This is a genomic window from Neorhizobium descurainiae, from assembly GCF_051400715.1.
Taxonomy (GTDB): domain Bacteria; phylum Pseudomonadota; class Alphaproteobacteria; order Rhizobiales; family Rhizobiaceae; genus Neorhizobium.
Map to the genome: position 1 here is coordinate 34,883 of NZ_JBLFFK010000012.1, position 23,136 is coordinate 58,018.

At 65.8% G+C, this 23,136-nt stretch carries 29 protein-coding genes; 3 read left to right on the forward strand and 26 right to left on the reverse strand.

Going from position 1 to position 23,136, the window contains the following annotated elements; genetic code table 11:
• Positions 1-2: 2 nt before the first annotated feature.
• From ACMGE0_RS19780 to ACMGE0_RS19795, 4 genes are read right to left on the reverse strand one after another with little or no spacing between them, the layout of a single operon-like run.
• The gene (locus ACMGE0_RS19780) at positions 3-539 is read right to left on the reverse strand and encodes a phage tail tape measure protein (protein ID WP_436817593.1); all 537 of its coding nucleotides are present in this window, start codon (positions 537-539) and stop codon (positions 3-5) included.
• Between the two features lie 24 nt (positions 540-563).
• Positions 564-776 (reverse strand): rcc01693 family protein, encoded by a 213-nt coding sequence (locus tag ACMGE0_RS19785; protein WP_436817594.1) that lies wholly within the window; start codon positions 774-776, stop codon positions 564-566.
• Positions 773-1,138 carry a gene transfer agent family protein gene (locus ACMGE0_RS19790; protein WP_436817595.1) on the reverse strand — a complete coding sequence of 122 codons (366 nt, stop codon included), beginning with the start codon at positions 1,136-1,138 and terminating at the stop codon, positions 773-775. Before ACMGE0_RS19790 ends, ACMGE0_RS19785 begins: the two co-directional genes overlap by 4 nt.
• The gene (locus tag ACMGE0_RS19795) at positions 1,138-1,545 is read right to left on the reverse strand and encodes a phage major tail protein, TP901-1 family (protein WP_436817596.1); all 408 of its coding nucleotides are present in this window, start codon (positions 1,543-1,545) and stop codon (positions 1,138-1,140) included. Before ACMGE0_RS19795 ends, ACMGE0_RS19790 begins: the two co-directional genes overlap by 1 nt.
• A gap of 95 nt (positions 1,546-1,640) precedes the next feature.
• Between ACMGE0_RS19795 and ACMGE0_RS19800 the strand changes: the two genes are divergently transcribed.
• A complete protein-coding gene (locus ACMGE0_RS19800; protein WP_436817597.1) occupies positions 1,641-2,867 on the forward strand; it encodes an MFS transporter in 1,227 nt (408 codons plus the stop codon).
• Here ACMGE0_RS19800 and ACMGE0_RS19805 read toward each other — a convergent pair.
• From ACMGE0_RS19805 to ACMGE0_RS19865, 13 genes are all read right to left on the reverse strand, one after another.
• Positions 2,851-3,288 carry a hypothetical protein gene (locus ACMGE0_RS19805; RefSeq protein ID WP_436817598.1) on the reverse strand — a complete coding sequence of 146 codons (438 nt, stop codon included), beginning with the start codon at positions 3,286-3,288 and terminating at the stop codon, positions 2,851-2,853. The two genes, ACMGE0_RS19800 and ACMGE0_RS19805, sit on opposite strands and share 17 nt — an antisense overlap.
• Positions 3,285-3,539 carry a hypothetical protein gene (locus ACMGE0_RS19810; RefSeq protein WP_436817599.1) on the reverse strand — a complete coding sequence of 85 codons (255 nt, stop codon included), beginning with the start codon at positions 3,537-3,539 and terminating at the stop codon, positions 3,285-3,287. Before ACMGE0_RS19810 ends, ACMGE0_RS19805 begins: the two co-directional genes overlap by 4 nt.
• A gap of 54 nt (positions 3,540-3,593) precedes the next feature.
• Positions 3,594-3,992: a DUF3168 domain-containing protein gene (locus tag ACMGE0_RS19815; protein WP_436817600.1), complete on the reverse strand. Its 399-nt coding sequence runs from the start codon at positions 3,990-3,992 to the stop codon at positions 3,594-3,596.
• On the reverse strand, positions 3,989-4,321 hold the full coding sequence (locus ACMGE0_RS19820; protein ID WP_436817601.1) for a phage head closure protein: 333 nt from the start codon (positions 4,319-4,321) through the stop codon (positions 3,989-3,991). The genes ACMGE0_RS19815 and ACMGE0_RS19820 overlap by 4 nt, the downstream gene beginning before the upstream one ends.
• Positions 4,321-4,890 carry a head-tail connector protein gene (locus ACMGE0_RS19825; RefSeq protein WP_436817602.1) on the reverse strand — a complete coding sequence of 190 codons (570 nt, stop codon included), beginning with the start codon at positions 4,888-4,890 and terminating at the stop codon, positions 4,321-4,323. The genes ACMGE0_RS19820 and ACMGE0_RS19825 overlap by 1 nt, the downstream gene beginning before the upstream one ends.
• Positions 4,891-5,008: 118 nt before the next feature.
• Positions 5,009-6,280 carry a phage major capsid protein gene (locus tag ACMGE0_RS19830; protein ID WP_436817603.1) on the reverse strand — a complete coding sequence of 424 codons (1,272 nt, stop codon included), beginning with the start codon at positions 6,278-6,280 and terminating at the stop codon, positions 5,009-5,011.
• A complete protein-coding gene (locus ACMGE0_RS19835) occupies positions 6,277-6,858 on the reverse strand; it encodes an HK97 family phage prohead protease (protein WP_436817604.1) in 582 nt (193 codons plus the stop codon). The genes ACMGE0_RS19830 and ACMGE0_RS19835 overlap by 4 nt, the downstream gene beginning before the upstream one ends.
• A 262-nt stretch (positions 6,859-7,120) precedes the next feature.
• Positions 7,121-7,441, reverse strand: coding sequence for a DUF6107 family protein (locus ACMGE0_RS19840; RefSeq protein ID WP_436817605.1), 321 nt, complete (start codon positions 7,439-7,441; stop codon positions 7,121-7,123).
• 243 nt (positions 7,442-7,684) lie between these two features.
• Entirely contained in the window at positions 7,685-7,990 is a 306-nt protein-coding gene (locus ACMGE0_RS19845; RefSeq protein WP_436817606.1) for a type II toxin-antitoxin system RelE/ParE family toxin, read from the reverse strand.
• Positions 7,987-8,265, reverse strand: coding sequence for a CopG family ribbon-helix-helix protein (locus ACMGE0_RS19850; protein WP_436817607.1), 279 nt, complete (start codon positions 8,263-8,265; stop codon positions 7,987-7,989). Before ACMGE0_RS19850 ends, ACMGE0_RS19845 begins: the two co-directional genes overlap by 4 nt.
• Before the next feature lie 55 nt (positions 8,266-8,320).
• Positions 8,321-9,502: a phage portal protein gene (locus tag ACMGE0_RS19855; RefSeq protein WP_436817608.1), complete on the reverse strand. Its 1,182-nt coding sequence runs from the start codon at positions 9,500-9,502 to the stop codon at positions 8,321-8,323.
• A 110-nt stretch (positions 9,503-9,612) separates the two neighbouring features.
• The gene (locus ACMGE0_RS19860) at positions 9,613-9,921 is read right to left on the reverse strand and encodes a Dabb family protein (protein ID WP_436817609.1); all 309 of its coding nucleotides are present in this window, start codon (positions 9,919-9,921) and stop codon (positions 9,613-9,615) included.
• A 54-nt stretch (positions 9,922-9,975) separates the two neighbouring features.
• Positions 9,976-10,590 (reverse strand): hypothetical protein, encoded by a 615-nt coding sequence (locus ACMGE0_RS19865; RefSeq protein WP_436817610.1) that lies wholly within the window; start codon positions 10,588-10,590, stop codon positions 9,976-9,978.
• Between the two features lie 156 nt (positions 10,591-10,746).
• On the opposite strand from ACMGE0_RS19865, the gene ACMGE0_RS19870 reads away from it, so the two are divergent.
• Positions 10,747-10,875, forward strand: coding sequence for a hypothetical protein (locus ACMGE0_RS19870; protein WP_436817611.1), 129 nt, complete (start codon positions 10,747-10,749; stop codon positions 10,873-10,875).
• A 359-nt stretch (positions 10,876-11,234) separates the two neighbouring features.
• Here the strand turns inward: ACMGE0_RS19870 and ACMGE0_RS19875 are convergent, their stop codons facing one another.
• Entirely contained in the window at positions 11,235-12,611 is a 1,377-nt protein-coding gene (locus ACMGE0_RS19875) for a DNA-packaging protein (protein WP_436817612.1), read from the reverse strand.
• Between the two features lie 238 nt (positions 12,612-12,849).
• Complete coding sequence (locus tag ACMGE0_RS19880; protein ID WP_436817613.1) at positions 12,850-13,416, reverse strand: hypothetical protein; 567 nt, start codon at positions 13,414-13,416, stop codon at positions 12,850-12,852.
• A gap of 412 nt (positions 13,417-13,828) precedes the next feature.
• On the opposite strand from ACMGE0_RS19880, the gene ACMGE0_RS19885 reads away from it, so the two are divergent.
• Positions 13,829-14,440, forward strand: coding sequence for a class I SAM-dependent methyltransferase (locus tag ACMGE0_RS19885; RefSeq protein WP_436817614.1), 612 nt, complete (start codon positions 13,829-13,831; stop codon positions 14,438-14,440).
• A gap of 4 nt (positions 14,441-14,444) precedes the next feature.
• On the opposite strand, the gene ACMGE0_RS19890 is transcribed toward ACMGE0_RS19885, so the two are convergent.
• The 7 genes from ACMGE0_RS19890 to ACMGE0_RS19920 form a co-directional block, all read right to left on the reverse strand.
• Positions 14,445-15,905, reverse strand: a complete 1,461-nt coding sequence (locus tag ACMGE0_RS19890) for a protein adenylyltransferase SelO (RefSeq protein WP_436817615.1) — start codon at positions 15,903-15,905, stop codon at positions 14,445-14,447.
• 89 nt (positions 15,906-15,994) lie between these two features.
• A complete protein-coding gene (locus ACMGE0_RS19895; protein ID WP_436817616.1) occupies positions 15,995-17,419 on the reverse strand; it encodes an MFS transporter in 1,425 nt (474 codons plus the stop codon).
• Between the two features lie 158 nt (positions 17,420-17,577).
• Positions 17,578-17,778 (reverse strand): heavy-metal-associated domain-containing protein, encoded by a 201-nt coding sequence (locus tag ACMGE0_RS19900; RefSeq protein ID WP_436817617.1) that lies wholly within the window; start codon positions 17,776-17,778, stop codon positions 17,578-17,580.
• Positions 17,779-18,071: 293 nt separating this feature from the next.
• Positions 18,072-18,533 (reverse strand): Cu(I)-responsive transcriptional regulator, encoded by a 462-nt coding sequence (gene cueR, locus ACMGE0_RS19905; protein ID WP_436817618.1) that lies wholly within the window; start codon positions 18,531-18,533, stop codon positions 18,072-18,074.
• On the reverse strand, positions 18,530-21,205 hold the full coding sequence (locus ACMGE0_RS19910; protein ID WP_436817619.1) for a heavy metal translocating P-type ATPase: 2,676 nt from the start codon (positions 21,203-21,205) through the stop codon (positions 18,530-18,532). Before ACMGE0_RS19910 ends, cueR begins: the two co-directional genes overlap by 4 nt.
• Before the next feature lie 192 nt (positions 21,206-21,397).
• Positions 21,398-22,504 carry a helix-turn-helix transcriptional regulator gene (locus tag ACMGE0_RS19915; protein ID WP_436817620.1) on the reverse strand — a complete coding sequence of 369 codons (1,107 nt, stop codon included), beginning with the start codon at positions 22,502-22,504 and terminating at the stop codon, positions 21,398-21,400.
• A 157-nt stretch (positions 22,505-22,661) separates the two neighbouring features.
• The gene (locus ACMGE0_RS19920) at positions 22,662-23,123 is read right to left on the reverse strand and encodes a YcgN family cysteine cluster protein (protein ID WP_436817621.1); all 462 of its coding nucleotides are present in this window, start codon (positions 23,121-23,123) and stop codon (positions 22,662-22,664) included.
• Positions 23,124-23,136: the final 13 nt, after the last annotated feature.

Here is a 23,136-nt window from a genome sequence, read left to right on the forward strand (position 1 = left end):
ACCTAAAGGCCCCTGCGCCCGCGCGCGACGCTGCGCGCCAGCATGGCGGAAATCTGCCCTTCGCTTTTGCGGAAGCTCGCGGCATCGGTGGCCGTCACGTTGAAGACGATCTGCGGCGCCGTCCCACCTGCGGATGCCGCAACGCCCAGCGCGCCGTCCGGCCCGCGCCTGAGCGGCAGGATCGCCTCCGCCCCCGCCTCGCCCATCAGGCCCATACCCCCGCCCATGGAGAAGAAGCTCGGCGAACGCACCACGCCCCCGTCGGCAAAGGCCGTCACCGAGCCGGCGAGCCCGCCAATGGCAGTGCCAAGCATGTTTTCCAGCGGCTTCAGCCCGGCAGCGAGCGCAACATCAGCCAAGCGGCTACCGAGCCCCCGCAGCACGTCCTCCAGCCCCCGCCCGCCGGCGGTCGCCGAGCGCAACGCGCCCGTCAGCGCCGCACCGAATCGCTGCGACCGGCTCTCCAGATCGGCCATCACGCCAGCAAGCGCCTCGACGTTGGCAAGCGTGCTCGAAAAATCGCTCTCGTCGTCTTCCATGGTTGTCTCTCGATTGAATTGCCCTCAATCCGGAAACGCCCTCATCAGCGCCTCCAGTCCGGCCCTCTCCATCGCCTCGCCCCGCGGTCTCGAACCTCCGGCCATGGCGAAGAACTCTCTCGGCGTCAGCGCCCAGAAATCCCTTGAACTCAGCCGCAGCCGGCAGAGGCCGACATGCATCACCGCCTCCCAGGGAAACGGCTCTGTCCCTGCCTCGATACCCGCTGCGGCCTTCAAGGGTTTGCAGAGGCCTCCCCGTCCGCCGCGCCGAAAGTCGCCGCCAGCAGGTCGCCGAGGATGCGCGCATAGCCGGCGATCCCGCCCTCGACCGCCATCGCCGCCACCTCCTCGTCGGAGAAGAGGTTGCCGCCGCCCCGCAGGCCGGCGCCGATGACGCGGATCATGTCCGCCGCCTTCAGCCGGCCGGAGGAGAAGCGCTCCGCCAGACCGTTGAGGTCGCCCGCGGCAAAAGCCGTCTCCAATTCCGCCAGCGCACCCAAGGTGAGGCAGAGGATGCGGCGCTCGCCGTCGATCATCGCCTCCACCTCGCCGCGCCTGCGGTTCGCCCGCCCGCCGCTGAATCGATTGCCTGGCAACATCAGAGCGCTCCGAAGCTCAAGGAACCGGCCGATTCCAGCGCCAGTTCGAAGCGTATTTCGCCATTGTGCTCGCCGGAATATTCGAGCGCTGTCACCTGGAACGGCCCGGTCACCGTGCCGAAGGCCGGGATCAGGATCTGCCAGTTCAGGAGGCTGCCGGCGAAGAAGGCCGTCCGCACCAGTCCGTCGCTTGCCTGATCCTTGAAGATGCCGGCGCCGGTCAGCGACGCCCGCTGTACGCCGGCTCCCCCTAAAAGCTCCCGCCAGCGCCCGGCGCTTTCCGCATCGGTGATGTCGACCGTCTCGGCATTGAAGGCCAGCCGTTTCGAGCGCAGCCCCGCGACGGTCACGAACGAGCCGCCATTGTCGATCTTCAGGAGAAGGTCCTTGCCCTTCTGCGCCACCATGTTCCAATCCTTTCCGCTATGATCCGGTTATCGCTTCCGCACGGCCTGTTGACCTGCTACAGCCTTTGCATCCGCAGCCCTTCCGCGATTCCCGCATGTCCAAACCTTCCCCCCTGCACTCGGCGCAGACGATCGCCGTGCTTGCCGTCACCCAGATCATCTCTTGGGGCACGAGCTTCGACATGCTCGGCGTGATGGGCCGCGTCATCGCGCCCGATCTCGGCTTGCCGAACGAGGTGATCTTCTTCGGGCTGACGATCATGATGCTGGTGAGCGCGCTGGCAAGCCCGGCGACCGGCCGGCTGCTCGATCGCCACGGCGCCGCCAGGGTCATGGCGACGGCTTCCGTCATCTTTGCCGCCGGTCTTCTCTTGCTTGCCGCCGCGCATGAGTTCGTGGCCTATGCCGCGGCCTGGGTCGTCATCGGCATCGGCGGCGCGCTCGGCCTGTCGGCGCCGGCCTATACGGCCGTCGTCGAGCGCGAAGGCCTGAACGGCAAGCGGGTCATTGCCATCCTCATGCTGTTCACCGGGCTTTCGGCCACCGTCTTCTGGCCGATCCTCGCGCTCGTGAACGATCTCGTCGGCTGGCGTTTGACCTTCGTGATGTGCGCCGCTTTGCAGATTTTCGTCTGCCTGCCGCTCTATCTCTTCGGCCTGCCGAAGAGGGTCGAAAGCCGCGAGCAGGCGCAGGCGGCCGAAATCGTCCCGGTCGATTTCACTCCACCGGAAAAGCGCAGGGCCTTCTTCCTGCTCGCGTCGGCCACCGCCATCAGTTCCTTTGTCAGCTTCGGCCTGTCGCCTTCTCTCCTTGCACTCTTGCGGGAGGCCGGCGCCTCGCCGGCGCTTGCCCTGCAGCTCGGCTCGGCGCGCGGCGCCATCGGCGTTTCCGCCCGTTTCGTGGATATGCTGCTCGGCCGGCGCGGCAATGCGCTGCTCACCTCGCTCATCGGAACGGGCCTCATGCTCGCAAGCTTCCTCATCGCCGCAACGCTGCCGTCCTCCGCGTCGGTCCTGGTGATCTTCGTGTTGCTTTACGGCTTCGGCACCGGGGTCGTCGCGGTCGCCCGCGCGCTCTTGCCGCTGTCCCTCTTCTCCGCCCGGGAATTCGGCCTGCAGTCCGCCCGCCTCTCCCTGCCGCAGAACCTCGCGAATGCCGTGGCACCCGTCATCTTCACGGCGATCCTCGACCGCATCGGCGCAACCGCCGCGCTTTTCACCGGCGCCGTCCTTTCGGCGATCTCGCTCGCCTTCGTATTGATGCTGGTGGCACTGGTGCGGAAAGCGAATGCGCGGTCTGCGAAACTCAATCCCTCTTCATGATCCTGTTCTTCCGCTCGCGGTCCAGTTCAATGATCCGCTTGCGCATCAGATCGAAGAAATCCTTCGGCAGCATGCCGTAATCCCAGCGGCCCGGATCGTCCGGCCGCGGCCTCAAATCATATCCCGGCCACAGAAACCGGTTTAGCTCATCAAGCCGCAGCCAATGCCGGCCATCGTCAAAACCAAGGTTCCGGCAGATCGCCGCCGGTATTTCGAGCGATGCCGTGAGATCGCTTCCGGCAGGCGGCGAGTGCGTCACAGGCGCCACGATCGTATGAATCGCATCCGCCTTGTCATAGGCAGCAACCACGATCGCACAGGGGCGATCCTTTGCCGCCTCGACGGTACCGCGATCGGCCTCGCCGCTCCAGAGAAACGCGTAGCGGATGACGAGACCTGGTTTCGGCTCCGGAAAGCTCACCTGGAGATCACGCCATATTCAGCATCTTGGATGGCGGCAAGCGTTTCCTCATCCAACTCGCCGGTGGTCAGGATTTCACGTTCCTTGCGCTTGAGCATCTCGTAATGGGCGAGCTCGCTGGCGGAAAGATAGCCGCCCACCACACGTCCGTGACTGGTGACGCTGATCACCTTGGCGCTGATCGCCTCGTCCTGATATCTTGCAAAGTTGCGGGCGAACTCGGTCGCCGAAACGCGAACTGGCTCGGCCATGGGTCTCTCCATTGATTTTACGTAAAATACGCAAATTACGCAAAACCGGCAAGCCTATTCCGTCACCGCCCGAAACCGCATCTCCGCCAGATAGAACCTCGTCTTCGGCTCACGGCGCGTCCGCATGCTCACCTGCAGCAGGCTGACCAGCACAGCACCCGTGAGCGTCAGCGCGGCATCGTGCAGCAGGCCGCGCACGAGCCCGGCGATCTCCTGCGCCTCCCGCCGACCCTCGCCGTCGGACCAGATTTCGAGCGTCAGGAAATGTTCCTCGCCGCCCTCCGTCGAAGTCGAATAATCCCGCGTCTCCATCTCCCCGAATACGATGCAGGGCAGGACCGGGCGCGGCAGAAGCCGGTCGCGGATGCCGTCCGTCCCGACGATCGCCGCCAAGGCCGCATCACCGGCAAGCCGCTGGTGGATCGCGGCCAGAAGAGCATTCGCCGCCGTCATCGGACCTCCTCCTCGCATTGGCAGACGAGATAGCGCCGCGTCTCGTCCGGATCGCGCGCCAGCCTCACCATGAAGACCCGGGCGACTTTGCGAAACCTCTGCCCGGCAACGATATCCTCGCGGAACCGGATCCAGATACGGTGGCTGATCCTGCCGCTCCCGGCAGCCGCTTCCTCGGTCGTCACGAACGAGACCGGCTCGATCCGCGCCCAGAGCGAGGTGGCCACCTGCCAGGTCACAACCGCGCCGCCCTGCCCGTCCGGCATGGCCTGCGGGGCTTCGAGATCGAGCCGCGCCGTCATCTGGCCGGGATCGAAGAAGACGACCATCAGAGCCTCCGCATCCGGAAGGGTGCGATCAGCCGCTCGTAGCCGTCGGGAATGCCGGCCGGCTGCTGGTCGGGCGAAACCACGCCGCGAAAGGCGAACATGTGCGCGACATGGATCGACATCGCCCGCTTCAGCGTGTCCGGCACGTCCGCTCCCGCCTCGCCGAAACCGGCCGAAAAATCGATCTCGATACCGTTGACGCTCTGCCCCGGCATCGGTGGATTCCTCAACCAGAGCCGCGCCGGCCGGCCCGCGCCATCGAGCAGATGATCTTGAAGCGGAACCTCGAAAGCGGTTCCGTCCGCTTCGTAAACGGTAACGTTCTGAATCGCTTGCACCGGCGATTTCGCAATCCGGATCACGCCGTCCTTCGGCCAGCGGTCGAGATAAAGCCGCCATGCCTGCGCGATCAGGCAAAGTCCGGTCTCGCGTTCCAGATGTTCGCGGGCGGTCCTGACGAGCGAGGCGAGCAACGCGTCCTCCTCGCTTCCGTCGATGCGCAGATGCGCCTTCACCTCGGCAAGCGTCAGCGGCTCCGCGGCGGGCGGAGTAACAAGGGCGTAGGTCATGGGGGTCCTTCGGGAGCGAATAGCGAATAGGAATGAGCGAATAGGGGGCAGATCGAAGGAAAGGAGGCGGCCAGCGGCCGCCCTCTATTCGCTACTCCCTATTCGCTTTAACGGCGCCTCACGCCGCCGCGAACTTCACCACCTTGATCGCCTCGAAATTCTGCACCCCGCCGCCGACGCGCTTGGTCGTGTAGAAGAGCACATAGGGTTTCGCGCTGTAGGGATCGCGCAGGATGCGCACGCCCGCCCGGTCGACGACGAGATAGCCGGCGCGGAAATCACCGAAGGCGAGCGCCAGCGAATTCGCGCCGACGTCGGGCATCTCCTCCGCCTCGGCGATCGGGAAGCCCATCAGCGAGGCGGGCTGGCCGGCGGTCGCCGGCGGGCGCCAGAGATAGTTGCCGTCGGCATCCTTGAACTTGCGGACATCGCCCTGCGTCTTGCGGTTCATCATGAACGTGCCGTTCTGGCGGTGGCCGGCTTTCAGCGCATAGACGAGATCGACCAGCGTGTCGGACGGACCGGTCGCCTTCCAGGCGCCCGCGGCGCCGGACGCGACATAGCCGATATTGCCCCAGCTCCAGGAGGCCTCCGCCACGGTCGTGTAGGAAAGGAAACCCTTCGGCTTGTTCACACCGTCGCCGCGGATGAAGGCATCGCCCTCCTGCTCGGCAAAGACGATGTCCACCTCGCCGGCGATCCAGGCCTCGATGTCGACCGCCGAGTCGTCCAGCAAGCCTTGAGTCGCCGCCGGCATGGCGTAGAGTTCCATGGTCGGGAAGGAAAGTTCGGCAAGCTGCGGCGTGTTGGTCTGCGGCCGCGCCGCCGTCTCCGCCACCCAGCCGGTCGAAAGCCCCGCCGCCGCGAAGGGTTTCTTCAGCACGGCGGAAGAGACGGTGCGCACCGTCGAGAGCGCCCGCATCGGCGAGACGACGGAAATGCGCCGGCCGATCTCCGTATCCGTCTCGGGCGGCACGAGATAACCGCCGTCGGCACCGGTCGCGCCGGAAAAGGCCTTGGCCTCCAGCTCGCGCAGTCCTGCCTCGTCGCCGCGGCGGACATAGGCGTCGAAAGCCGCCTTGTGCTCCGTCGCGTCGGCCGAAAGCTCCGCTCCGCCGCCGAGCTGCGGGCGTGCCTTCTTCAGCACGAGCTGGTCGAGCACCTTCTTCTGGTCGTCCATCGCACGGTTGATGCGGTCCACCTTGTCGCGCGTCACGACGTCGGCCGAAAGCTTCTGCTCGATCTCGCCGAGCCTGCGGTCGTTCACCTCCTTGAAGGCTTCGAAAGCCTCCATGAATTCGTCGAAGGCCGCCGTCACCGTTTCCGGTACTCCCTTGACTTCGGGAGCCTTCATCTCGGGCGCCGCGCCTGTCGCATTCTGTTCCGTCATATCGTTTTTCCTTTGAAGGTTGACTGCATCATCATCTTCGCCGCCCGCCGCATGTGGCGGACGAGCTCGGTTTCCCGGTCGCGGAAGAACCGCGCATGCTTGACGTTGGAGACCCTGGCCGAAGGCAGCATCGGAAAGGTCACCACGGAAATTTCCCAGAGATCGGCCTCCAGGATCCGCCTGACGCCCGTCTTGGCGTCGGTGCGGGCCTTGACGGTCCGGAAGCCGATCGAAAGCCCGTCGAGCGCGCCGGACTTCATCAGCGCCAGCACCTCGCGGGCCCGCGCCACGCCGGGCGACAGCACGCCCTCGACATAAAGCCCGCGGGCGTCCTCGCGGATCGTCTTCCAGGCGCCGATCGGCTCGTTCGGATCGTGCTGGTAGAGCATGCGCACGCCGCCCGGCCCCCGCTCGACGAGCGAGTTCAGGAAAGCGCCCTGCTCGATCCGGTCCTTGCCGAGGTCGATCTCGCCGAAGACGCTGGCATAACCGGAGAACACTCCGTCGCCGGTGAGCCCCGAAAGTTCCAGATTGGCGAATTTGCGCGCGGTCGGGCGCGGCCCGCGATAAGCGTGCATTGGCATTCTCCCTGCGATTTTCATGAATTTTGCCCCTCATCCGGCTGCCGCCACCTTCTCCCCGTTTGACGGGGAGAAGGAAGCAAGCGGCGGCGTCTCGCCTTCTCCGCCTATGAAGAAGGTTCTGTCTCGATCATGCCGACGAAGAGGGAAATCGGCGCGGCATCCTTTCTTCTCCCCGCTTGCGGGGAGAAGGTGCCGGCAGGCGGATGAGGGGCACGAAGCAAATGGATGAGAAGCGACTAGCGTGAAGGCCAACGCCTCAGCCGCCCACCCTTCTCCCGTATCTCTCCGCCACCCGTGCCAGCATTCCCAGCACCCACCAGGCCGAGAGGCTCGCCGCCGCCGAGCCGGTCAGCATCACCTCGGCGCCCGAAAGCTCAGTCCCTATTCCAAGGCGCTCGACGAGCCACAGCCCGGTCGGCGCGCCGAAGATCAGCCCGCAGCTCACGCCGGTCAGGAACCGGCTCGCCGCCTCGCGGCGGCTTTTCGGCAGGAGGTAGATCAGCGAAACGCCGGCTCCCGCCGTGGCGCCCAGGACCTTGGCGATCCCGACGCCCGGATCGCTTCCGAGGTCAGACATGTTAATCTCTCTTTTGGAAATATCGCACAAAAGACGCGCATGGCCCGACTGGCCGCGAGCGATCCTTTCCGGCCTTCCCCGCGGACCGCCGGTTCTGTTTTTGCGAATCTTCGGAATCGTTTAGGCGTGCTTCTTGCGAAGTTGAGTCAGGCGCTTCGCAAATCGAGTCAGCTCGATGAGAAACCTTAGCTGCGATGACGCTAAGCCACGCAAATCGCTGTTTTGGCCCAAGCGTCACAAGGGCTATTCTTCGTAGATATCTTCGTCCTCGTCGTGCCGGTCGTCCTGCCTGCCATGTCTGATGATCAGGATCAGAACCCCATCGGAATCGAGTTCGTACTCGATCACATAGGGAGCAACGACCAATATTCGCACACCATTGGAGCCCGGTTTTACCTTGCCCAGTTCCGGATGCCGCGCCAGCAATGTCTGGGCATTCCGCAGTTTCCTGCTCAGTTCACCCGCCGCCGGAGCGCTGAATTTGGAAAGATAGGTGCGCTCCTGCCGGATGTAATCCGAGGCCATGGTGGAAACGCGGACCTTTTTCATGCGGCATCGTTCCGCGATTTCTCATCCTGCGCATTCAACGCATCCAATTCGTCGAGAAGGTCGTCCATATCCATGACCTGGCCGTCTCGCACTTCCCGGCGCGCTGCAGCGATTTCTAGGAGTTCACTCCCCTCCGCCATCAGGTAATATTTCAGCGCCCGGACGATCACCCAGCTACGGCTTCGGTCCGCCGTCTCGGCGATCTTCTCGATGTCCTCCAGGATGTCGAGCGGCAGGCGGAGCGTGATCGGATCGGAAAGAACGGGCTTGGCCATCGGAGCCTCCAATTTGTAATACGGCGTATTACAACATACACCGGATCCGGCCGGATTAATACCCCACCGCGTCCCGCTTCTCCGCGTCGGTCAGGAACGTCGCCGCCCCGATCCTTGCCCAGAGCGCCTCCCTTTCGGCGGACAGACCCGCGATCCGGTCGAGGTCCGGCTCCAGCCGCAATGCTTCGCCATAGGCATCCGACAGCCAGGCGGAAAAGCTTGCGGCGGTGCGGGCGATCAGCGGCAGCACGGTCAGCCGGTAAAAGGCGCGGTTCGCCTCCTGGTAATTGGCATAGGTGTTGTCGCCGGGAATGCCGATCAGCATCGGCGGCACGCCGAAGGCGAGCGCGATGTCGCGCGCGGCACCGTTCTTTGCCTCGATGAAATCCATGTCCTTGGGCGAGAGCCCCATGGACTTCCAGTCGAGCCCGCCTTCCAAGAGCAGCGGCCGTCCGGCGTTCACCGCACCGGAATAGCCGGCCTCCAGTTCCTCCCTCAGCCGCTCGTACTGGTCGGGAGAAAGATTGCCGCCATCCTTCGGCTGGTAGACCAGCGCGCCGGAAGGCCGCGCGGAATTGTCGAGCAGCGCCTTGTTCCAGCCTGCCGCCGCATTGGAGAGGTCGAGCGCCGCGCCGGCAGCCGCCAGCGGCGGAAAACCGCAATGGTCGTCGAGCGGATGGAAGAGTTTCAGGTGCAGCAGCGCCGGTCTCCCCTCTCCGGCCGCCTCCGCCGGCAGCCGCCGGGTCGTGCCGCCGGCGCGGTAGTCGTAGCCGACCGCCCAGCCGTCGCGCCCCTCGACGACGCTCACCCGGTCGGGGCGAAGCAGGTGCAGTTCCCTCAGCCCCCCGCCGATCGCCAGCGGTTCCACATAGGCATTGCCGGACAGCAGGAGATGGCCGTAGAGAGACTCGAAGAAATCCGGGCCGCCCTGCCGCGCGTTCGGGCGGGCAATCAGCGCGAGCGCCGGATGGTCCGCCACCTCGCCTGCGCCCTCATAGGCGAGCCAGGGCACGGCGGCGGCCGCTTCGGCGATCATCCGCATGGCGCGGTAGGCGACCGGGTTCCGCATGAAGCCTGTGCGCGACAGCGCCGCATAGGACCGGCCGGACCAGTGCGCCGCGCCCTCGCCGGAGACGATCGCGAAACTGCCTGCGGTCTTCGTCTCGACACGCTTTTCCTCGCGCACGTCCTGTCGTGCCGCCGTGGAGCCCCATGGCAGCCGGAATGGAGATTTCATGTTCAAAGCCTCTGTTCTTGCGAAATCTCCCGCGAGGGAGAGGTTACAGAATCACGATCCCGGGCCGAAGCTAAGCCGCGGATTTTGTTGGTGAGAGGCGCCAACCCGCCTCAGACGGGCCGTTTCGCCGCCGTCTCCGTGTCGTAATCGGCGGCGATCCGCATTTCGCGGATCGGCCTCACCCGCTCGATGGATTCCCGGTAGAGCGGATGCGCCTTGTAGGCAGCCAGCGCCGCCTCGTCCTCGAACTCGCCGTAGACGACGAAATCCACCGTATTGCCGAGCTGGTCGGTCTTCGCATTGATGCCGATTTCCAGGAGCCGCGCATGCGGGTTCCCGGTCAGCAGCGACAGGCCGGAAAGCACCGCGTCGCGGTCCTCCGCGTCCCGGGCGGTGAAAAAGACGATATGGCGGATCATGCTTCATTTCCCTGTGCGGCGACAACGCGGCGGCTAGCACATATCCGTCCGGTCTCAAAGCCCGGCGAGCGCCCCCGAAAACACCCGCCCGTACCCCGCCACCAGTTCCGCCCGGTCCGTCCCGTTGATGATTTTTCGCGCGCCCACCCAATCGGAGCTTCCCGGCCCAAAATAGTGATCGAGCCGCTTGCCGGTGAAGCACCCGCGCCGCATGCCCTCGATGAGGATCGCCACGGATACCTCCATCTGCATGGCCCGCGCCGGGTCGGCGACCAGATCCACGCCCGTCACCTTCGACATCGCCTCGTAGTTCCGCCGGTGGGTGAGCTGCACGAGGCCGCGGCCGAGCCAGCTCTTTCCTTCCGCGTCCGGCCGCCAGTAAGGCGTCCTCACCGAGGGGAGCCGGCCCGCCGCGAAGGCCGCGTCCAGCCTCCTGATCGCCACCGCATCCGTTTTCGCCAGCGTCTCGCGGATAGGCTGCATCGTGGCGGCGGTCTCGTGGAAGGCGGTCGCCAGCACATAGGCCAAAGCATCCGGGCGCCCATCCGGCGCATGCCGCCTCCAGCCGTCGAGAATCGCCGTCAATCCCTGGCCCTGCCTCGCGGAAAGCCGCCCCTTGAAAAGCTCCGGCCGGATGATATCGAAGAAAACCGCCCGCTCGCGTCCCATCTCAAGCTTACCCCCTTCAGCCTTCCAAAGGTTTCAATCGGTTTAGAAAAACTAAATCGTTTTAAGCGCTTACGCGGCAGTTTACTTTTTCCTAACGCTGTGGAACCAACTGCGTCACACGACGTTCATGTCAGCCGTCCAGTAAACAAGGAGATCATGACGATGCAGAAGCAGGTGCAGACCGCTCCTTCCAAGCCGATCCCCCAGCATGTCGTCGAGCGCATGGAATCCGAATGGAAGCAGATGCGCGACAGCGCTCCGCCCAAGCCGGCCACCCCTCGTTGATCCTCCTGACAAACTGAATGTCCAGCGTGCGTGCACGTGTAGCGTCGGTCCTTTTGGGAGCGGTGCTTCTGCTTTTCTTCGGACTGATGCTGAGAAGCAGCCTGGACCCGGCCTGCTCCAGCATCCGTGCCGATCACGATCGCCGCATGTCGCAGTCGGAGGCTCTGCTGGCCCGCCTCTCATCCCTCAGCATCGGGGACCGGTGCGACTTCCATCGGGAGCGTGCCGCCCTCTTTGCCGACAAAGTTCGCCCGGGCCAAGCCTGCATCAGCCCAGGCCGCGGTCCTGACGCGAACAGGGTTCGGACGGAAGCCCGCCTGTACGGCGAGCTGGCGCAAGGCTGCTCGCTCTGAACCGTCTCAGATACCCCTGACGCGCGGCTCGCCGGAATTTTCCAGGCGAAGCGCCGTCAGCGCCCAGACCAGGGCGTCCAGCCGGTCGGGCGAGCGGCCTGACGAGAGCCCGTCCGGGCCGAAATCGCACATCTGATCCTCCAGATCGGCGAAGCGCCCGGCATGGACAATCCGCCCCTGCTCGTAGAGCGCCGCGACCGGTTCGGCGCGCAGGAATTTCCCCCGCGTCGCCCTGACCATTGTCACCGGCAGTGCCGCGTCGACGCTTCTCAGCATCGCGGTCACCATCTCGCCGCCCTGATTGACTTCTGCCACCACCCTGTCCGCCTGGAAGCGCGCATAAGCCTTCGTCACCGCATGCGCCCAGCCCGCCGGGCTTGCCCCTTCCACCGAACAATCCGCCAGCACCACCGCCCTGCCGCCCGTCTCCAGGCCGGCCACGACGATGCCGCAGCACGACCCGTCGCCCGAGCCGGACGGCGGATCGACCGCCACCACGATGCGCCTCAGCGCCCCGGTGAACCTTCCCCCCGGATGGCCTCCATGAAAACCCATCCTGCAGGCTTCCAGGTCGGCCCGTTTCCAGAGCGCATCCTCGCGGTCCTCGATCAGCTCGCCGGCGATCTCCTGCCGGCCGAGCCGCGTGCCGCCGTAGCGCGCCTCCAGCGCCTGCAGGAAGCCCGGCGCCAGGTTGCCGGCATTCGCCCCGGTCGAAATCCTCACCAGCCGCGTTCCCGGATCGGCGATCAGCCGTTTCAGCACCGGCACCGGCCGCGGCGTGGTGGTCACGAGCTGGCGCGGATCGGCGCCGAGCCTCAGCCCGAACTGCAGCATGTCGAAGGTCTCTTCGGCATGCTTCCACTTGGCGAGCTCGTCGCACCAGGCGAAGTGGAATTGCGGCCCGCGCAGCGCCTCCGGGTCCTCGGAGGAAAATATCTGCGCCACCGCGCCGTTCGGCCAGACGAGCCGGCGCCGCGATATCTCGAAATCCGGCCGCTTCGACCGCGCGATCCGGCAGATGCCGGAAACGCCGTCGATCATCACCTCGCGGGCGTCGCCCAGCGTTTCCGCCACCAGCGCGATCCGCAGCTCCGACCGTTCGCCGGCCGAGGCCAGCGCATGCACCCATTCGGCGCCGGCCCTGGTCTTGCCGGAGCCGCGCCCGCCCATGATCAGCCAGGTCCGCCAGTCGCCCGCCGGAGGTTTCTGTTCGGGGCGGGCGGTATTTCGCCAATCACGGCGGAGGGGGCGGGAGTGGTAGACGAGAGGACTATCGCGCCACCTACTCGGCTTGCGTGGGAGTGGCGAGAGGCCGTCAGGTTCCTTCTTCTCCCCATCGGGGAGAAGGTGGTCCGAAGGACCGGATGAGGGGGGCGAAGCCATCCTATCGGCCCCCTCATCCCCTCGCTCTGCTCGGGACTTCTCCCCGCTGGGGAGAAGAGGGAGTGCACCGCACCTGCCCTCCTCCACCTCATCGGTTGGGCGGCCAGCCAATCCATCACCCTGAGGCGTAGAAGCAACTGCCGCACCGGCCTGTACTGCCTTGCAAGCCGCGACGCGAACCTCGTTGATCCCGGTCATCGTCTCTCCGTACTCGGTCAGCACCTCAATTGCGTTCTGTTCATCCGGTGTCGGACGGTTCCGGTTGATTCCTTTTCTCACCGCCGGGCTCGCCTGGATCAATGCCAGCGGCGAGACACTGCTTCTTAAAAAGCGCTTGAGCCCGTTCTTCGATAAGCCTTTCGACCTCACGTACGGCCTCCTCATATCCGCCCTCGTCCGCCGCGCGCTCCGCTTCCATCTCCCGGTCGCGGGCGAGCTGGCGCTGCAGGCCGTCGACCTTTTCGAGCGTGCGGACGATCAGCGACATGCCGTCGGTCGCCGCCTTCACGTCGGCGCGCGCCAGCTTCTGCGCCGCCTCGTCGCCGTCGGTCAGCGCCTTTTCGGCCGAGGCCCGCATGCGCCGGAAGGTGGCGAACTGGTCGCGCATCTCGACGGTCATCTCATTGAGCAGGCGGCGCAATTCCTCGGCAGGCGAGGCCGCGCCTTCGGCCGACTTGGTCTCCAGCAGCACGCCGCGCACCTCGTCCGCCAGCGCCGCGTCCTCCATCGGCACCCCGTCGCCATAGACGGACCGTTCCGCCCAGAGCCCGAAAAGCGCGGGATCGAAATTTTCCAATTCATCCATGGCCGTCTCCCATGCGTGTCTCTGGGCGCGTGTCCTTGGCGCAGACGGCATCGCGCCGCGCCCGTTTCCGGTCGCTTGACGCTCCGATGCCGATGTCGCGAAAAAAAGGCCCGGTTTGGAGGACCGGGCCGATGACTGGAAGCCTTGCGCCGACAGCCCTTTGAAGGCTGCCCGCCGACGCAATTCTTCGACCATGGCAGGACACTATCAAACCACCGTCACGCCGTCAAGGACTATTTTCCTAATTAGCGAAAATTTATAAGCGGAAATCCGGAAGGGGCCGGATCGCCGGCGGAACCACTCTTCCGGCAGCACGTGCCGCCTGGGCGGCCGATGTCATCCATCCGGCGTAATAACCCCGCGGGAAAATCCATGGTAAACTGCTGAGGAACTCGGGACGGAGGAGCTTTCCATGGGGTTCTACGGCGATGTCATCCTGCCGAAGCTCTGCGATCTTGCCATGCGGCACGAGCGGTTGCGCCCGTATCGCGAACGAGTCATCGGCGCGGCCGAGGGGCGCGTGCTGGAGATCGGCAGCGGTTCCGGCCTCAACCTGCCCTTTTACCGCCCGCCGGCGCGGGAAATCCTGGCGCTCGAGCCTTCTCCCCGCCTCCTGGACATGGCTCGCCGCGCCGTCCCCGCCGGAATCCCCGTCGATTTCATCGAGGCTTCCGCGGAGAATATCCCGCTCGACGACGGGAGCGTCGACACGGTCGTGACGACCTGGACGCTCTGCACCATTCCGGGCGCCGCCGCGGCACTTTCGGAAATGCGCCGCGTCCTAAGGCCCGGAGGCCGGCTGCTCTTCGTCGAACACGGCAGGTCGCCAGACCGGGGCGTGCGCTGGTGGCAGGACGCCATCACGCCTGCCTGGCGGCCCATCAGCGGCGGCTGCCATCTCAACCGCCCGATCCGGTCGATGATCGAACGGAACGGATTTCGGATCGACCGGGTCGAGATGGGCTATATGCCCGGGCCGAAGCCGATGACCTTCATGTATGAAGGCAGCGCTCGCCCGGCGTGACGCGTCACGTCCCGCAGAACGTTGCCGAAACCCGCTCTTCCGGCTTCGGCGGGACCATCAGATCGGCGAATTCCGGCCGTTCCTCGTAAGGCTTCTCCAGCGCTGAAAGCAGCCGTTCGAAGAAGCTGAGATCGTTGTAGTTGGCGGCCGAAAGCGCCTCCTCCACCCGGTGGTTGCGGGGGATGACGGCCGGATTGACGGCCCGCATGGCCGCCGCACGCTCTTCGCCCGATCGCGCCTCTCCCGCCAGCCTTTCCCGCCAGACGCCGAGCCAGTCCCGCGCCTTTTCCGCATCGGCGAAGCAGGCAAGAAACGCCTCGTCGTCAGCCTCCGCCGCGTCGGCAAGCCGCCGGAAGGCGAGCGTGAAATCCGCCTCCCCTTCGTGCATGGCGGCCAGGAGGTGCTGCACCAGCTCCCCGTCGCCCCCGGCTTCGGAAAAGAGCCCGATCTTCTTCGCGAAAACGCCGAGCCACTCGCTTTGGAACCGCTCGCCGAATTCCTTCAGCACGGCATTCGCCGCACCCACCGCCCTGTCTTGATCCTCGTCGAGCAGCGGCAGAAGGCATTCCGCCAGCCGCGCGATGTTCCACTGGCCGATGCCCGGCTGGTTGCGATAGGCGTAGCGGCCCGCCTGGTCGATCGAGGAGAAGACCTTCATAGGATTATATTCATCGAGGAAGGCGCAGGGGCCGAAATCGATCGTCTCGCCGGAAATCGTCATGTTGTCGGTGTTCATCACGCCGTGGATGAAGCCGACGCCCATCCATCGGGCGATGAGATCCGCCTGCCGGAACGCCACGGCCCGCAGCAGCGAAGAGTAAGGGTTTTCCGCCGCCTTCAATTCGGGATAGTGCCGCTCGATCACGTAATCGGCGAGCAGTTTCACGCCCTCGTTGTCGCCCCGCGCGGCGAAGAACTGGAACGTGCCGACCCGGACATGGCTTGCCGCGACGCGGACGAAGACGGCGCCCTGTTCGACCCGCTCGCGATAGACCGGCTCGCCGGTCGCGACCGCCGCCAGTGCGCGCGTCGCCGGAAGCCCGAGTGCGGCGAACGCTTCCGAAACGATATATTCCCTGAGCACCGGCCCGAGTGCTGCGCGTCCGTCGCCGCGGCGGGAAAAGGGCGTCGGCCCCGCGCCTTTCAGCTGGATGTCGCGGCGCCGTCCGTTCCGGTCGACCACCTCGCCGAGTAGGATCGCCCGCCCGTCGCCGAGCTGCGGCACGAAATTGCCGAACTGGTGGCCCGCATAGGCCATGGCGATCGGCTCGGCGCCGGGCGGCACGACATTGCCGGCGAGGATCGCCGCGAGCCGCGCGGGGTCGGAAAAATCCGTCTCGATGCCCAGTTCCCCGGCCAGTTCCTCGTTGAACTTCAACAATTTCGGCCCCTCGACCGGTTCGGGATAGACCGAGGCGAAAAACCTGTCCGGCAGGCGGGCATAGGAATTGTCGAACTGGAACACGGGAAAAGGACTCCTTCGGCCGAAGCGACCCTCCCCAATATGGGGAATCTCCCCCGCCGAACAAGCGGAATGCGCTTTTGTTGCGCGGCTCAACCGGCTTTCAGCCGCACGCCGAAGCCGAGCAGGAAGGTCACCGCGGCCCCCGCCGCCGCCGTGCCGTAAAGCCAGAATGCCGGCCCGGCGGTCCCGCCGTTCTCCAGCGCCGCGACCAGCCCGGTGGCGGTGGCGATCATGCCGGATATCCCGGCACCGATCGCATAGCCGGCAGTGGAGATGGTCGGCAGAAGCGCGCTGGTCAGGTCCCGCTCGGAGCGGCCGGCCGCCTCCATCGCCGCCTGGTTGACGCTCGCCCAGGCGGTTCCGAAACCGGCGCCGATCGCCACCTGGCCGAGAATCAGCAAGGTGACCGAACCCGTCGCGAAGGCCGTGCCGAGCGCCAGGAAACCGGCAAGCTGGAACAGCGCACCGCTGCGCATCCACATATGCCGGGGCGCAAGCGCCACCACCCGGCTCGCGAGCACCGCGACCGCGCTCCAGGTGAGCGCCATGGTGACGACGACATAGCCGACGACGGCAGGCCGGAAATCGAAGACGGCGCCGATCATCAGCGCCAGATAGACGCTGCCGACCGAATGGCTGGCGGACATCAGGAACAGCACCCAGAACCCGTGCCCCAGCACAGAGCCGAGCCGGAAGGCGCCGGCCGGAAACAATCTCGGACCGATCTTCCCGTCGAGCTTCAGCACCGCCAGGAAAAGCGCCGCTCCCGCCGCGATCGCCGCCGCCTGCATCGCACCGCCGGTCGCGACGGACGACAGCGACAGAACGAAAGAGGCGGCGAGGCAGAGCGCGATCGTCGCGGAGGACAGCGGCACGGGTGCGGCTTCGGTCACCCGCGGTCTTGCGACCAGCGTCAGGACCGGCAGCAGCAGGACGAAGGGCGCAACCGCCAGGAACGACGCCCGCCAGGAAAAAGCCTCGGTGAGATACCCGCCCGCGAGCGGCCCGGCGATCGCCGCGACCGCCCAGACGATCGCCTCCACGGCAAAGACCCGGGCGATCAGCGCGGAGGGGAAATTCGCCGGGATCAGGCTGTAGCAGATCGCCACGATCAGCCCGTCGGCAACGCCCTGCAGCAGGCGTCCCGCCATGATCCAGGAAAAGGCAGGCGCCGCCAGCGCCAGAAGGCCGCCCGCCGCAAAGAGAAGCGTCGAGAACATCAGGCTCGCGCGGACGCCGAACCGGTCGCGCAGCGCCGCCGCCCCCGTGCCGCCGGCGATCGAACCCATGAAATAGAGGCTGTAGGCCCAGCTGAAATAGGCGGTGCCGCCGATCTCCTCGGCCGCCGGCGGAAGTGCGGCGACGATCGCGAATTGGTTGAAGGCATGCAACCCGATACCCGCCGAAATCAGCCCGAGCATCGCCCCGTCGCGGCCTTTCATAAGCCTCGACCACCCCGCATTCACGTCCTGCAGCACGCCACGCCCTTTCCTGTTCTCACTGTCGGCGGGCACGCTACAACCTCAAGCGCCGTTGAGGTCAAGCAAGGGAATGAAAATAAAATCGTTTCACTTCAATAGGTTGCGAAACCGTCAGTTTTTGCGCCGACGACAATCCCGGGCTTTCCGAACATCCCATTGAGGCGCGGAGTGAACAGAACCCTGCGCCGATCTCAGCCCGCAGCCCTCTCCGGGCTGTATCCCGCTTCGCGGATCGCTTCCTCGGCCCTCGCCGCATCGCCCTCCACCGCCACCGTCTGCGCCGTCAGATCGATCGCCACGGCGGCACCCGGCAGAGCCTCGGCGAGCGCGCCGCGCACCGTCTTTTCGCAATGGCCGCAAGTCATGTCCGGCACGGTGAAAATCGTCGTCATTCAAGGTTCTCCTTTTCGGTGATTGTCTTCTGCACCTCCCGTCGCGGACAGGCAAGCTGCTGCCGGAGGAAGGTCAAAGGGGAGTGGACCACCGCGGCACACTCCCGTCGATCTCCCCCCTTGAGGGGGAGATGTCGCGAAGCGACAGAGGGGGGTGGCGGCGGTGCTGCAAACGACGCGGCCGCGGAGTATCGAGGCGACACCCCCCTCTGCCCTGCCGGGCATCTCCCCCTCAAGGGGGGAGATCGGTATGCCGCTCCGCTTTCCTCCACGCTCACCCTCGTCTTAAAGCCTCAAGCATGCTGTGTCGTTTTCTTCTCCACAGGCCGCAACGTATCGCCCGATGCCAAGTCGCCCTCTGCGGAGCCATCGCCCGCTAGATCGTCGAGGATCGGGCAGTTCGGCCGGTGGTCGCCGCCGCAGCAATCGGCGAGGTGCTTCAAGGTCTTCACCATGCCCTGCATCTCGGCGATGCGGCGTTCAAGATCGGCGATATGGGCGGTCGCCACCTCCTTGACCGCGGCGCTCTCGCGGCTCCGGTCCTGCCAGAGCTTTAAAAGCGTCTCGGTCTCCTCCAGCGAGAAGCCCAGCGAGCGCGCCCGTCTGATGAAGCGCAGGATATGCACCTCGTCCTCGCCGTAGACCCGGTAATTGTTGCCGGTGCGACCCATCGGCCGGATCAGCCCGATCTCCTCATAGTAGCGGATCATCTTGGCGGATACGCCGGAGGCCTCGGATGCCTGGCCTATGTTCATCTTGTCTCTCCAATCCTGACGGTCTTCAGCCTCAACGCATTGCCGAGCACGAAGACGCTCGACAGCGCCATGGCGCCGGCCGCGATCATCGGCGACAGCAGCCAGCCGAAGGCCGGATAGAGCGCGCCGGCCGCGACCGGGATCAGCGCCACATTGTAACCGAAGGCCCAGAACAGGTTCTCCTTGATATTGGTCATCGTCGCGCGGCTCATCGATACCGCCGAGACGGCGCCGGTGAGTTCCCCGCCGACCAGAACCACATCGGCGCTCTCGATCGCCACGTCCGTCCCGGTGCCGATGGCAATGCCGATATCGGCCTCCGCCAGCGCCGGCGCGTCGTTGATGCCGTCGCCGACGAAGGCGACAGTTCGAAAAGCGGATGCGCTGCCACCTGCCGATCTCCCCCCTTGAGGGGGAGATGCCCGGCAGGGCAGAGGGGGGTGCCGCGCGGGCACATCATTGGCGTCTTCGCCGGCCGCACCGTCTTTACCCCCCTCTGTCGGCTTCGCCGACATCTCCCCCTCAAGGGGGGAGATCACCGGGAGTCTGCCGTGCCGTCCTTCGTGCAATATCTCGGCACTGCCCATACGCAACTCCCTTATCGCCCTGACCTTGCCCTCCGGCAGGACCTCGGCCACCACCTTGTCGATGCCGACCTGGCGGGCGACGGCTTCGGCCGTGCGGCGGTTGTCGCCGGTCACCATGGCCACTTCGACGCCCATGTCCTTGAGCGCCCTGATCGCCGCGCGGCTCGACGGCTTCAGCGGGTCGGCAACGGCGATCGCCGCGGCCACCCTGCCGTCCACCGCGGCATAAAGCGGCGTCTTGCCCTCGTCTGCGAGCCTTGCCGCAGCTTCGGCGAAGGCCTCCACCGAAAGCCCCAGCTTCTGCATGAACCGGTCGGCGCCGACCGCAATCGCACGTCCTTCCACCTCGGCCCGGATGCCGTAACCGGTCACGGCTTCGAACCCTTCCGCCTTCGGCACGGCGATCCCCTTTGCCTCCGCCGCCTTGACGACGGCGTCGGCGATCGGGTGTTCCGACTGCGCCTCGACGGCCGCCACCAGTTTCAGCACCTCGTCCCCGGCAAAACCTTCGGCGGTGACGAGGTCGGTCAGTTCCGGCCGGCCCTTGGTCACCGTTCCGGTCTTGTCGAGCACGATCAGCTCGACGTTGCGCAGCTCCTGCAGCGCCTCGCCCTTGCGGAAGAGCACGCCGAGCTCGGCCGCGCGGCCGCCGCCGACGACGATCGAGGTCGGAACCGCAAGCCCCATGGCGCAGGGGCAGGCGATGATCAGCACGGCGACCGCGTTGACCAGCGCATGGGTCAGCGCCGGTTCCGGCCCGACGAAGAACCAGACGGCGAAGGTGACGACCGCCAGCCCGATCACGGCGGGCACGAACCAGGCGGTGATCCGGTCGACCAGCGTCTGGATCGGCAGTTTCGCCCCCTGGGCCTGCTCGACCATGCGGATGATATTCGCCAGCATCGTGTCGCGGCCGACCTTGTCGGCGCGGAAACGGAAGGCGCCTGTCTTGTTGATCGTGCCGCCGACCACGGTGGCGCCCGCCGCCTTTTCCACCGGCAGCGGCTCGCCTGATATCATCGATTCGTCCACGTTCGACTGGCCGTCGATCACCGTGCCGTCCACCGGAATGCGCTCGCCCGGCCGGATCACCACGATATCGCCCGCGACGACCTCGCCCGCCGGGATATCCAGGACCCTGCCGTCGCGCTCGATGCGGGCGGTCTTGGCCTGCAGGCCCGCGAGCTTTTCGATCGCCTCGCCGGTGCGGCCCGTGGCACGGGCTTCGAGAAGCCGGCCGAACAGGATCAGCGTGACGATCACCGCCGCCGCCTCGTAATAGACGAAACGGGCGCTTTCCGGCAGCCATTGCGGCGCGAACGTCGTCACCAGCGAATAGCCGTAGGCCGCCAGCACGCCGACGGCGACCAGCGAATTCATTTCGGGTGCGCCGCGCAGGAGCGCGGGAATCCCGATCTTCAGGAACCGAAAGCCAGGCCCGAAGATCACCACGGTCGCCAGCACGAAATAGAGGTAATGGAGGTTCTGCGTGTCGATCACGCCCATCAGCCAGTGGTGGAAGGGATCGTAGAAATGGCTCCCCATTTCCAGCACGAAGAGCGGCAGCGTGAGCACGAATGCGAGGCCGAGATCGCGCTTCAGCGCCCCCTCCTCGCCCGCATGCATGTGCATATGGTCGTGGGGGTCGTAATGAGCGGCGTAATCAAGCGCGGCATGGGAATGGTTTCGCCCCTCATCCGCCCTGCCGGGCACCTTCTCCCCGTGCACGGGGAGAAGGTCATACGCCGCACGTTCCTGCCCCCTCTCCCCGCCTGCGGGGAGAGGGCCGGGGTGAGGGGCAATTCCTCCACGCGCCATCCCCGCCTCGCGCAGCGCATGCTGCATGGCGGCGGGCGGGATCTCGTAGCCGACCTTGCTGATCGCCCTTTCGAGAGCCTCCGGCGAAAAGCCTTCCGCGGATTCGACAGTCAGCTTCTTCGTCGCGAAATTGACGGCGCTCCTGTCGATACCCGGCACTTTTGCCGCAGCGTTTTCCACGCGGCGCACGCAGGAGGCGCAGGTCATCCCCTCGACGGGAACGGTGAAGGGTTCGGCGGGACGGATCGGTTTTACGGTCTCATTCATGGGCGGAAATTCTCCATTTCCCGCCCTATGTGGACCTTCCCATCATGGGAAGGTCAAGAGCCGCTCGCAAGATTTCTCAGGCGTGAGCCTTATCCCCGCCAGGTCTTTGAGCTCAGGCGGGCGACAGCCGAACCGGAGGTGATGCCTTCCTTTCCGGAACGGACGGAAGATTGGGGCAGCCGCGGCTAGCCGTTACTTGTCCGCCCCACTCCCGAATATCGGCGCGGAAAGTCCCGAAAGCAGGAGCACCAGTTCCGCCTGGCGGGTGGTGCCGGTCTTGCTCATGATCCGCTTCAGATGCGAGCGGGCGGTCTCGAGCGAGATGCCGAGCGAGGCGGCGATCGCCTCCGGCCTCTCGGCCATGGCGATGCTGCGCGCCACGCGCGCCTCCGCCGGCGTCAGGTCGAAAAGGCCGCAGAGCACCCGCATGTCCGGCGGGCCGACCTGCCCGACCTCCGTCACGGCCACCACCGCCATGGAGCGGGAGAAGATGTCGCGCGCCGCCCGGCGGATCGGCAGGAGATGCAGGATGAGGGCCGGCGCTCCGTGGCGCGACATCATCGGCAGAGATTGCACCTTCGGCAGAGCTTGAGCCTTGTAGCGCTGGATCGCGTCATACAGCAGGGCATCGGCCCCCGCCCCCTCCAGTATGAGCCGGTCTTCGGCGCCGGTGCGGATGCGGGGGCTCAAGGCCTCGATCTCCGGGTTCATGGCGATCACCCGGCCATTGTCGCCGATCACCGCCGCCGGCAGGCCGAGCAGGGAAAGCGTCTCGGTCATCGACCGCGCCTCGTTGAAGGCAAGGCGCGACGACATGTAGGCGGCCCTGGCGATATCCGGCTTCAGGACGTTCAATCGCGCCAGCTGCTCGTCCGAGAAATTGTCGAGCCCCTTGGCAAGCATCAGGGTGATGACAACCGTATGCCCCGTGGGCTCCTGGAAGACCCAGCCCGCCTCCCACTCCATGCCGGCGGGTTCGATGAACGCCCGCTGGATGGGATCGCGTGCATATTCCTCTGTAGTCAGAATATCGGTCGAGCGCGCGAACGAGAAGGGAAACCGCTGCATCGCCCGCTCCGGGCGCAGGTTGCTGAACCGCAGATCGCTTCCGGCAAACCGCACGAACGTCTCGGCCAGATTGGGCGTCGTGACGTAGCGGTGGGTTCCCTGGTGGTCGATGGTGAAGATCGACGCGGTGCTGGATTTCACTTCGCCCGCCAGCCGCTCGCAGGTCTCGGTCCAGAGTTCCGGGACGAGGGCTGCCTCGTAAAGGCGATCTGACAATGTACCTTCAGTCATGGATGCCATCGAACGGTGGACCAAGGGTCAGAATTAAACTGCATGCAAGAAAAGGTATATCCGGCAAATTACGTAGAAGTGAAATCACAGCCGATTTCAATATATTACCGAACGGCATATTACCGAACGGAGGGACAGAGCGCCCGCCGGCGCCCGGCTAACCCCTGCCGCCGACCGTCAGCGGCCACTCCACCAGATAGTCCTCGAAGTCGTCGACATCGACCTCCGTTTCGCTGACCGTGCGGCCGCGGACCGAAATGCCGGCCTGGTGCACCGTCTCCGGATCGCCGGAGACGAGCGGATGCCACCAGTAGAGATCCTCGCCGTCGCGCACGAGCCGGTAGCCGCAGGTGGGCGGCAGCCAGGTGATCTCCTCCACCGTCTCCGGCGTGAGCTGGATGCAGTCCGGCACCGTCGCCTGGCGGTTCTCGTAGTCCCTGCAACGACAGCTCGTCCCGTCGAGCAGCCGGCAGGCGACGGAGGTGAAGGCCACCTCCCCCGTATCCCAGTCCTCCAGCTTGTTGAGACAACAGAGCCCGCAGCCGTCGCAGAGGCTTTCCCATTCATCCTGGGTCAGCTCGGTGAGCCGCTTCGTCTTCCAGAAAGGTTCGTCGGTCATTCTTCGGATCACT

Excerpts from the sequence above, each read along its gene's own strand:
- ACMGE0_RS19780 (WP_436817593.1), bottom strand. The coding sequence starts at position 539 with ATGGAAGACGACGAGAGCGATTTTTCGAGCACGCTTGCCAACGTCGAG.
- ACMGE0_RS19790 (WP_436817595.1), bottom strand. The coding sequence starts at position 1,138 with ATGTTGCCAGGCAATCGATTCAGCGGCGGGCGGGCGAACCGCAGGCGC.
- ACMGE0_RS19795 (WP_436817596.1), bottom strand. The coding sequence starts at position 1,545 with ATGGTGGCGCAGAAGGGCAAGGACCTTCTCCTGAAGATCGACAATGGC.
- ACMGE0_RS19800 (WP_436817597.1), top strand. The coding sequence starts at position 1,641 with ATGTCCAAACCTTCCCCCCTGCACTCGGCGCAGACGATCGCCGTGCTT.
- ACMGE0_RS19810 (WP_436817599.1), bottom strand. The coding sequence starts at position 3,539 with ATGGCCGAGCCAGTTCGCGTTTCGGCGACCGAGTTCGCCCGCAACTTT.
- ACMGE0_RS19815 (WP_436817600.1), bottom strand. The coding sequence starts at position 3,992 with ATGACGGCGGCGAATGCTCTTCTGGCCGCGATCCACCAGCGGCTTGCC.
- ACMGE0_RS19820 (WP_436817601.1), bottom strand. The coding sequence starts at position 4,321 with ATGGTCGTCTTCTTCGATCCCGGCCAGATGACGGCGCGGCTCGATCTC.
- ACMGE0_RS19825 (WP_436817602.1), bottom strand. The coding sequence starts at position 4,890 with ATGACCTACGCCCTTGTTACTCCGCCCGCCGCGGAGCCGCTGACGCTT.
- ACMGE0_RS19830 (WP_436817603.1), bottom strand. The coding sequence starts at position 6,280 with ATGACGGAACAGAATGCGACAGGCGCGGCGCCCGAGATGAAGGCTCCC.
- ACMGE0_RS19835 (WP_436817604.1), bottom strand. The coding sequence starts at position 6,858 with ATGCACGCTTATCGCGGGCCGCGCCCGACCGCGCGCAAATTCGCCAAT.
- ACMGE0_RS19840 (WP_436817605.1), bottom strand. The coding sequence starts at position 7,441 with ATGTCTGACCTCGGAAGCGATCCGGGCGTCGGGATCGCCAAGGTCCTG.
- ACMGE0_RS19845 (WP_436817606.1), bottom strand. The coding sequence starts at position 7,990 with ATGAAAAAGGTCCGCGTTTCCACCATGGCCTCGGATTACATCCGGCAG.
- ACMGE0_RS19850 (WP_436817607.1), bottom strand. The coding sequence starts at position 8,265 with ATGGCCAAGCCCGTTCTTTCCGATCCGATCACGCTCCGCCTGCCGCTC.
- ACMGE0_RS19855 (WP_436817608.1), bottom strand. The coding sequence starts at position 9,502 with ATGAAATCTCCATTCCGGCTGCCATGGGGCTCCACGGCGGCACGACAG.
- ACMGE0_RS19860 (WP_436817609.1), bottom strand. The coding sequence starts at position 9,921 with ATGATCCGCCATATCGTCTTTTTCACCGCCCGGGACGCGGAGGACCGC.
- ACMGE0_RS19865 (WP_436817610.1), bottom strand. The coding sequence starts at position 10,590 with ATGGGACGCGAGCGGGCGGTTTTCTTCGATATCATCCGGCCGGAGCTT.
- ACMGE0_RS19870 (WP_436817611.1), top strand. The coding sequence starts at position 10,747 with ATGACGATGCAGAAGCAGGTGCAGACCGCTCCTTCCAAGCCGATCCCC.
- ACMGE0_RS19875 (WP_436817612.1), bottom strand. The coding sequence starts at position 12,611 with ATGGCTTCGCCCCCCTCATCCGGTCCTTCGGACCACCTTCTCCCCGAT.
- ACMGE0_RS19880 (WP_436817613.1), bottom strand. The coding sequence starts at position 13,416 with ATGGATGAATTGGAAAATTTCGATCCCGCGCTTTTCGGGCTCTGGGCG.
- ACMGE0_RS19885 (WP_436817614.1), top strand. The coding sequence starts at position 13,829 with ATGGGGTTCTACGGCGATGTCATCCTGCCGAAGCTCTGCGATCTTGCC.
- ACMGE0_RS19900 (WP_436817617.1), bottom strand. The coding sequence starts at position 17,778 with ATGACGACGATTTTCACCGTGCCGGACATGACTTGCGGCCATTGCGAA.
- cueR (WP_436817618.1), bottom strand. The coding sequence starts at position 18,533 with ATGAACATAGGCCAGGCATCCGAGGCCTCCGGCGTATCCGCCAAGATG.
- ACMGE0_RS19910 (WP_436817619.1), bottom strand. The coding sequence starts at position 21,205 with ATGAATGAGACCGTAAAACCGATCCGTCCCGCCGAACCCTTCACCGTT.
- ACMGE0_RS19915 (WP_436817620.1), bottom strand. The coding sequence starts at position 22,504 with ATGACTGAAGGTACATTGTCAGATCGCCTTTACGAGGCAGCCCTCGTC.
- ACMGE0_RS19920 (WP_436817621.1), bottom strand. The coding sequence starts at position 23,123 with ATGACCGACGAACCTTTCTGGAAGACGAAGCGGCTCACCGAGCTGACC.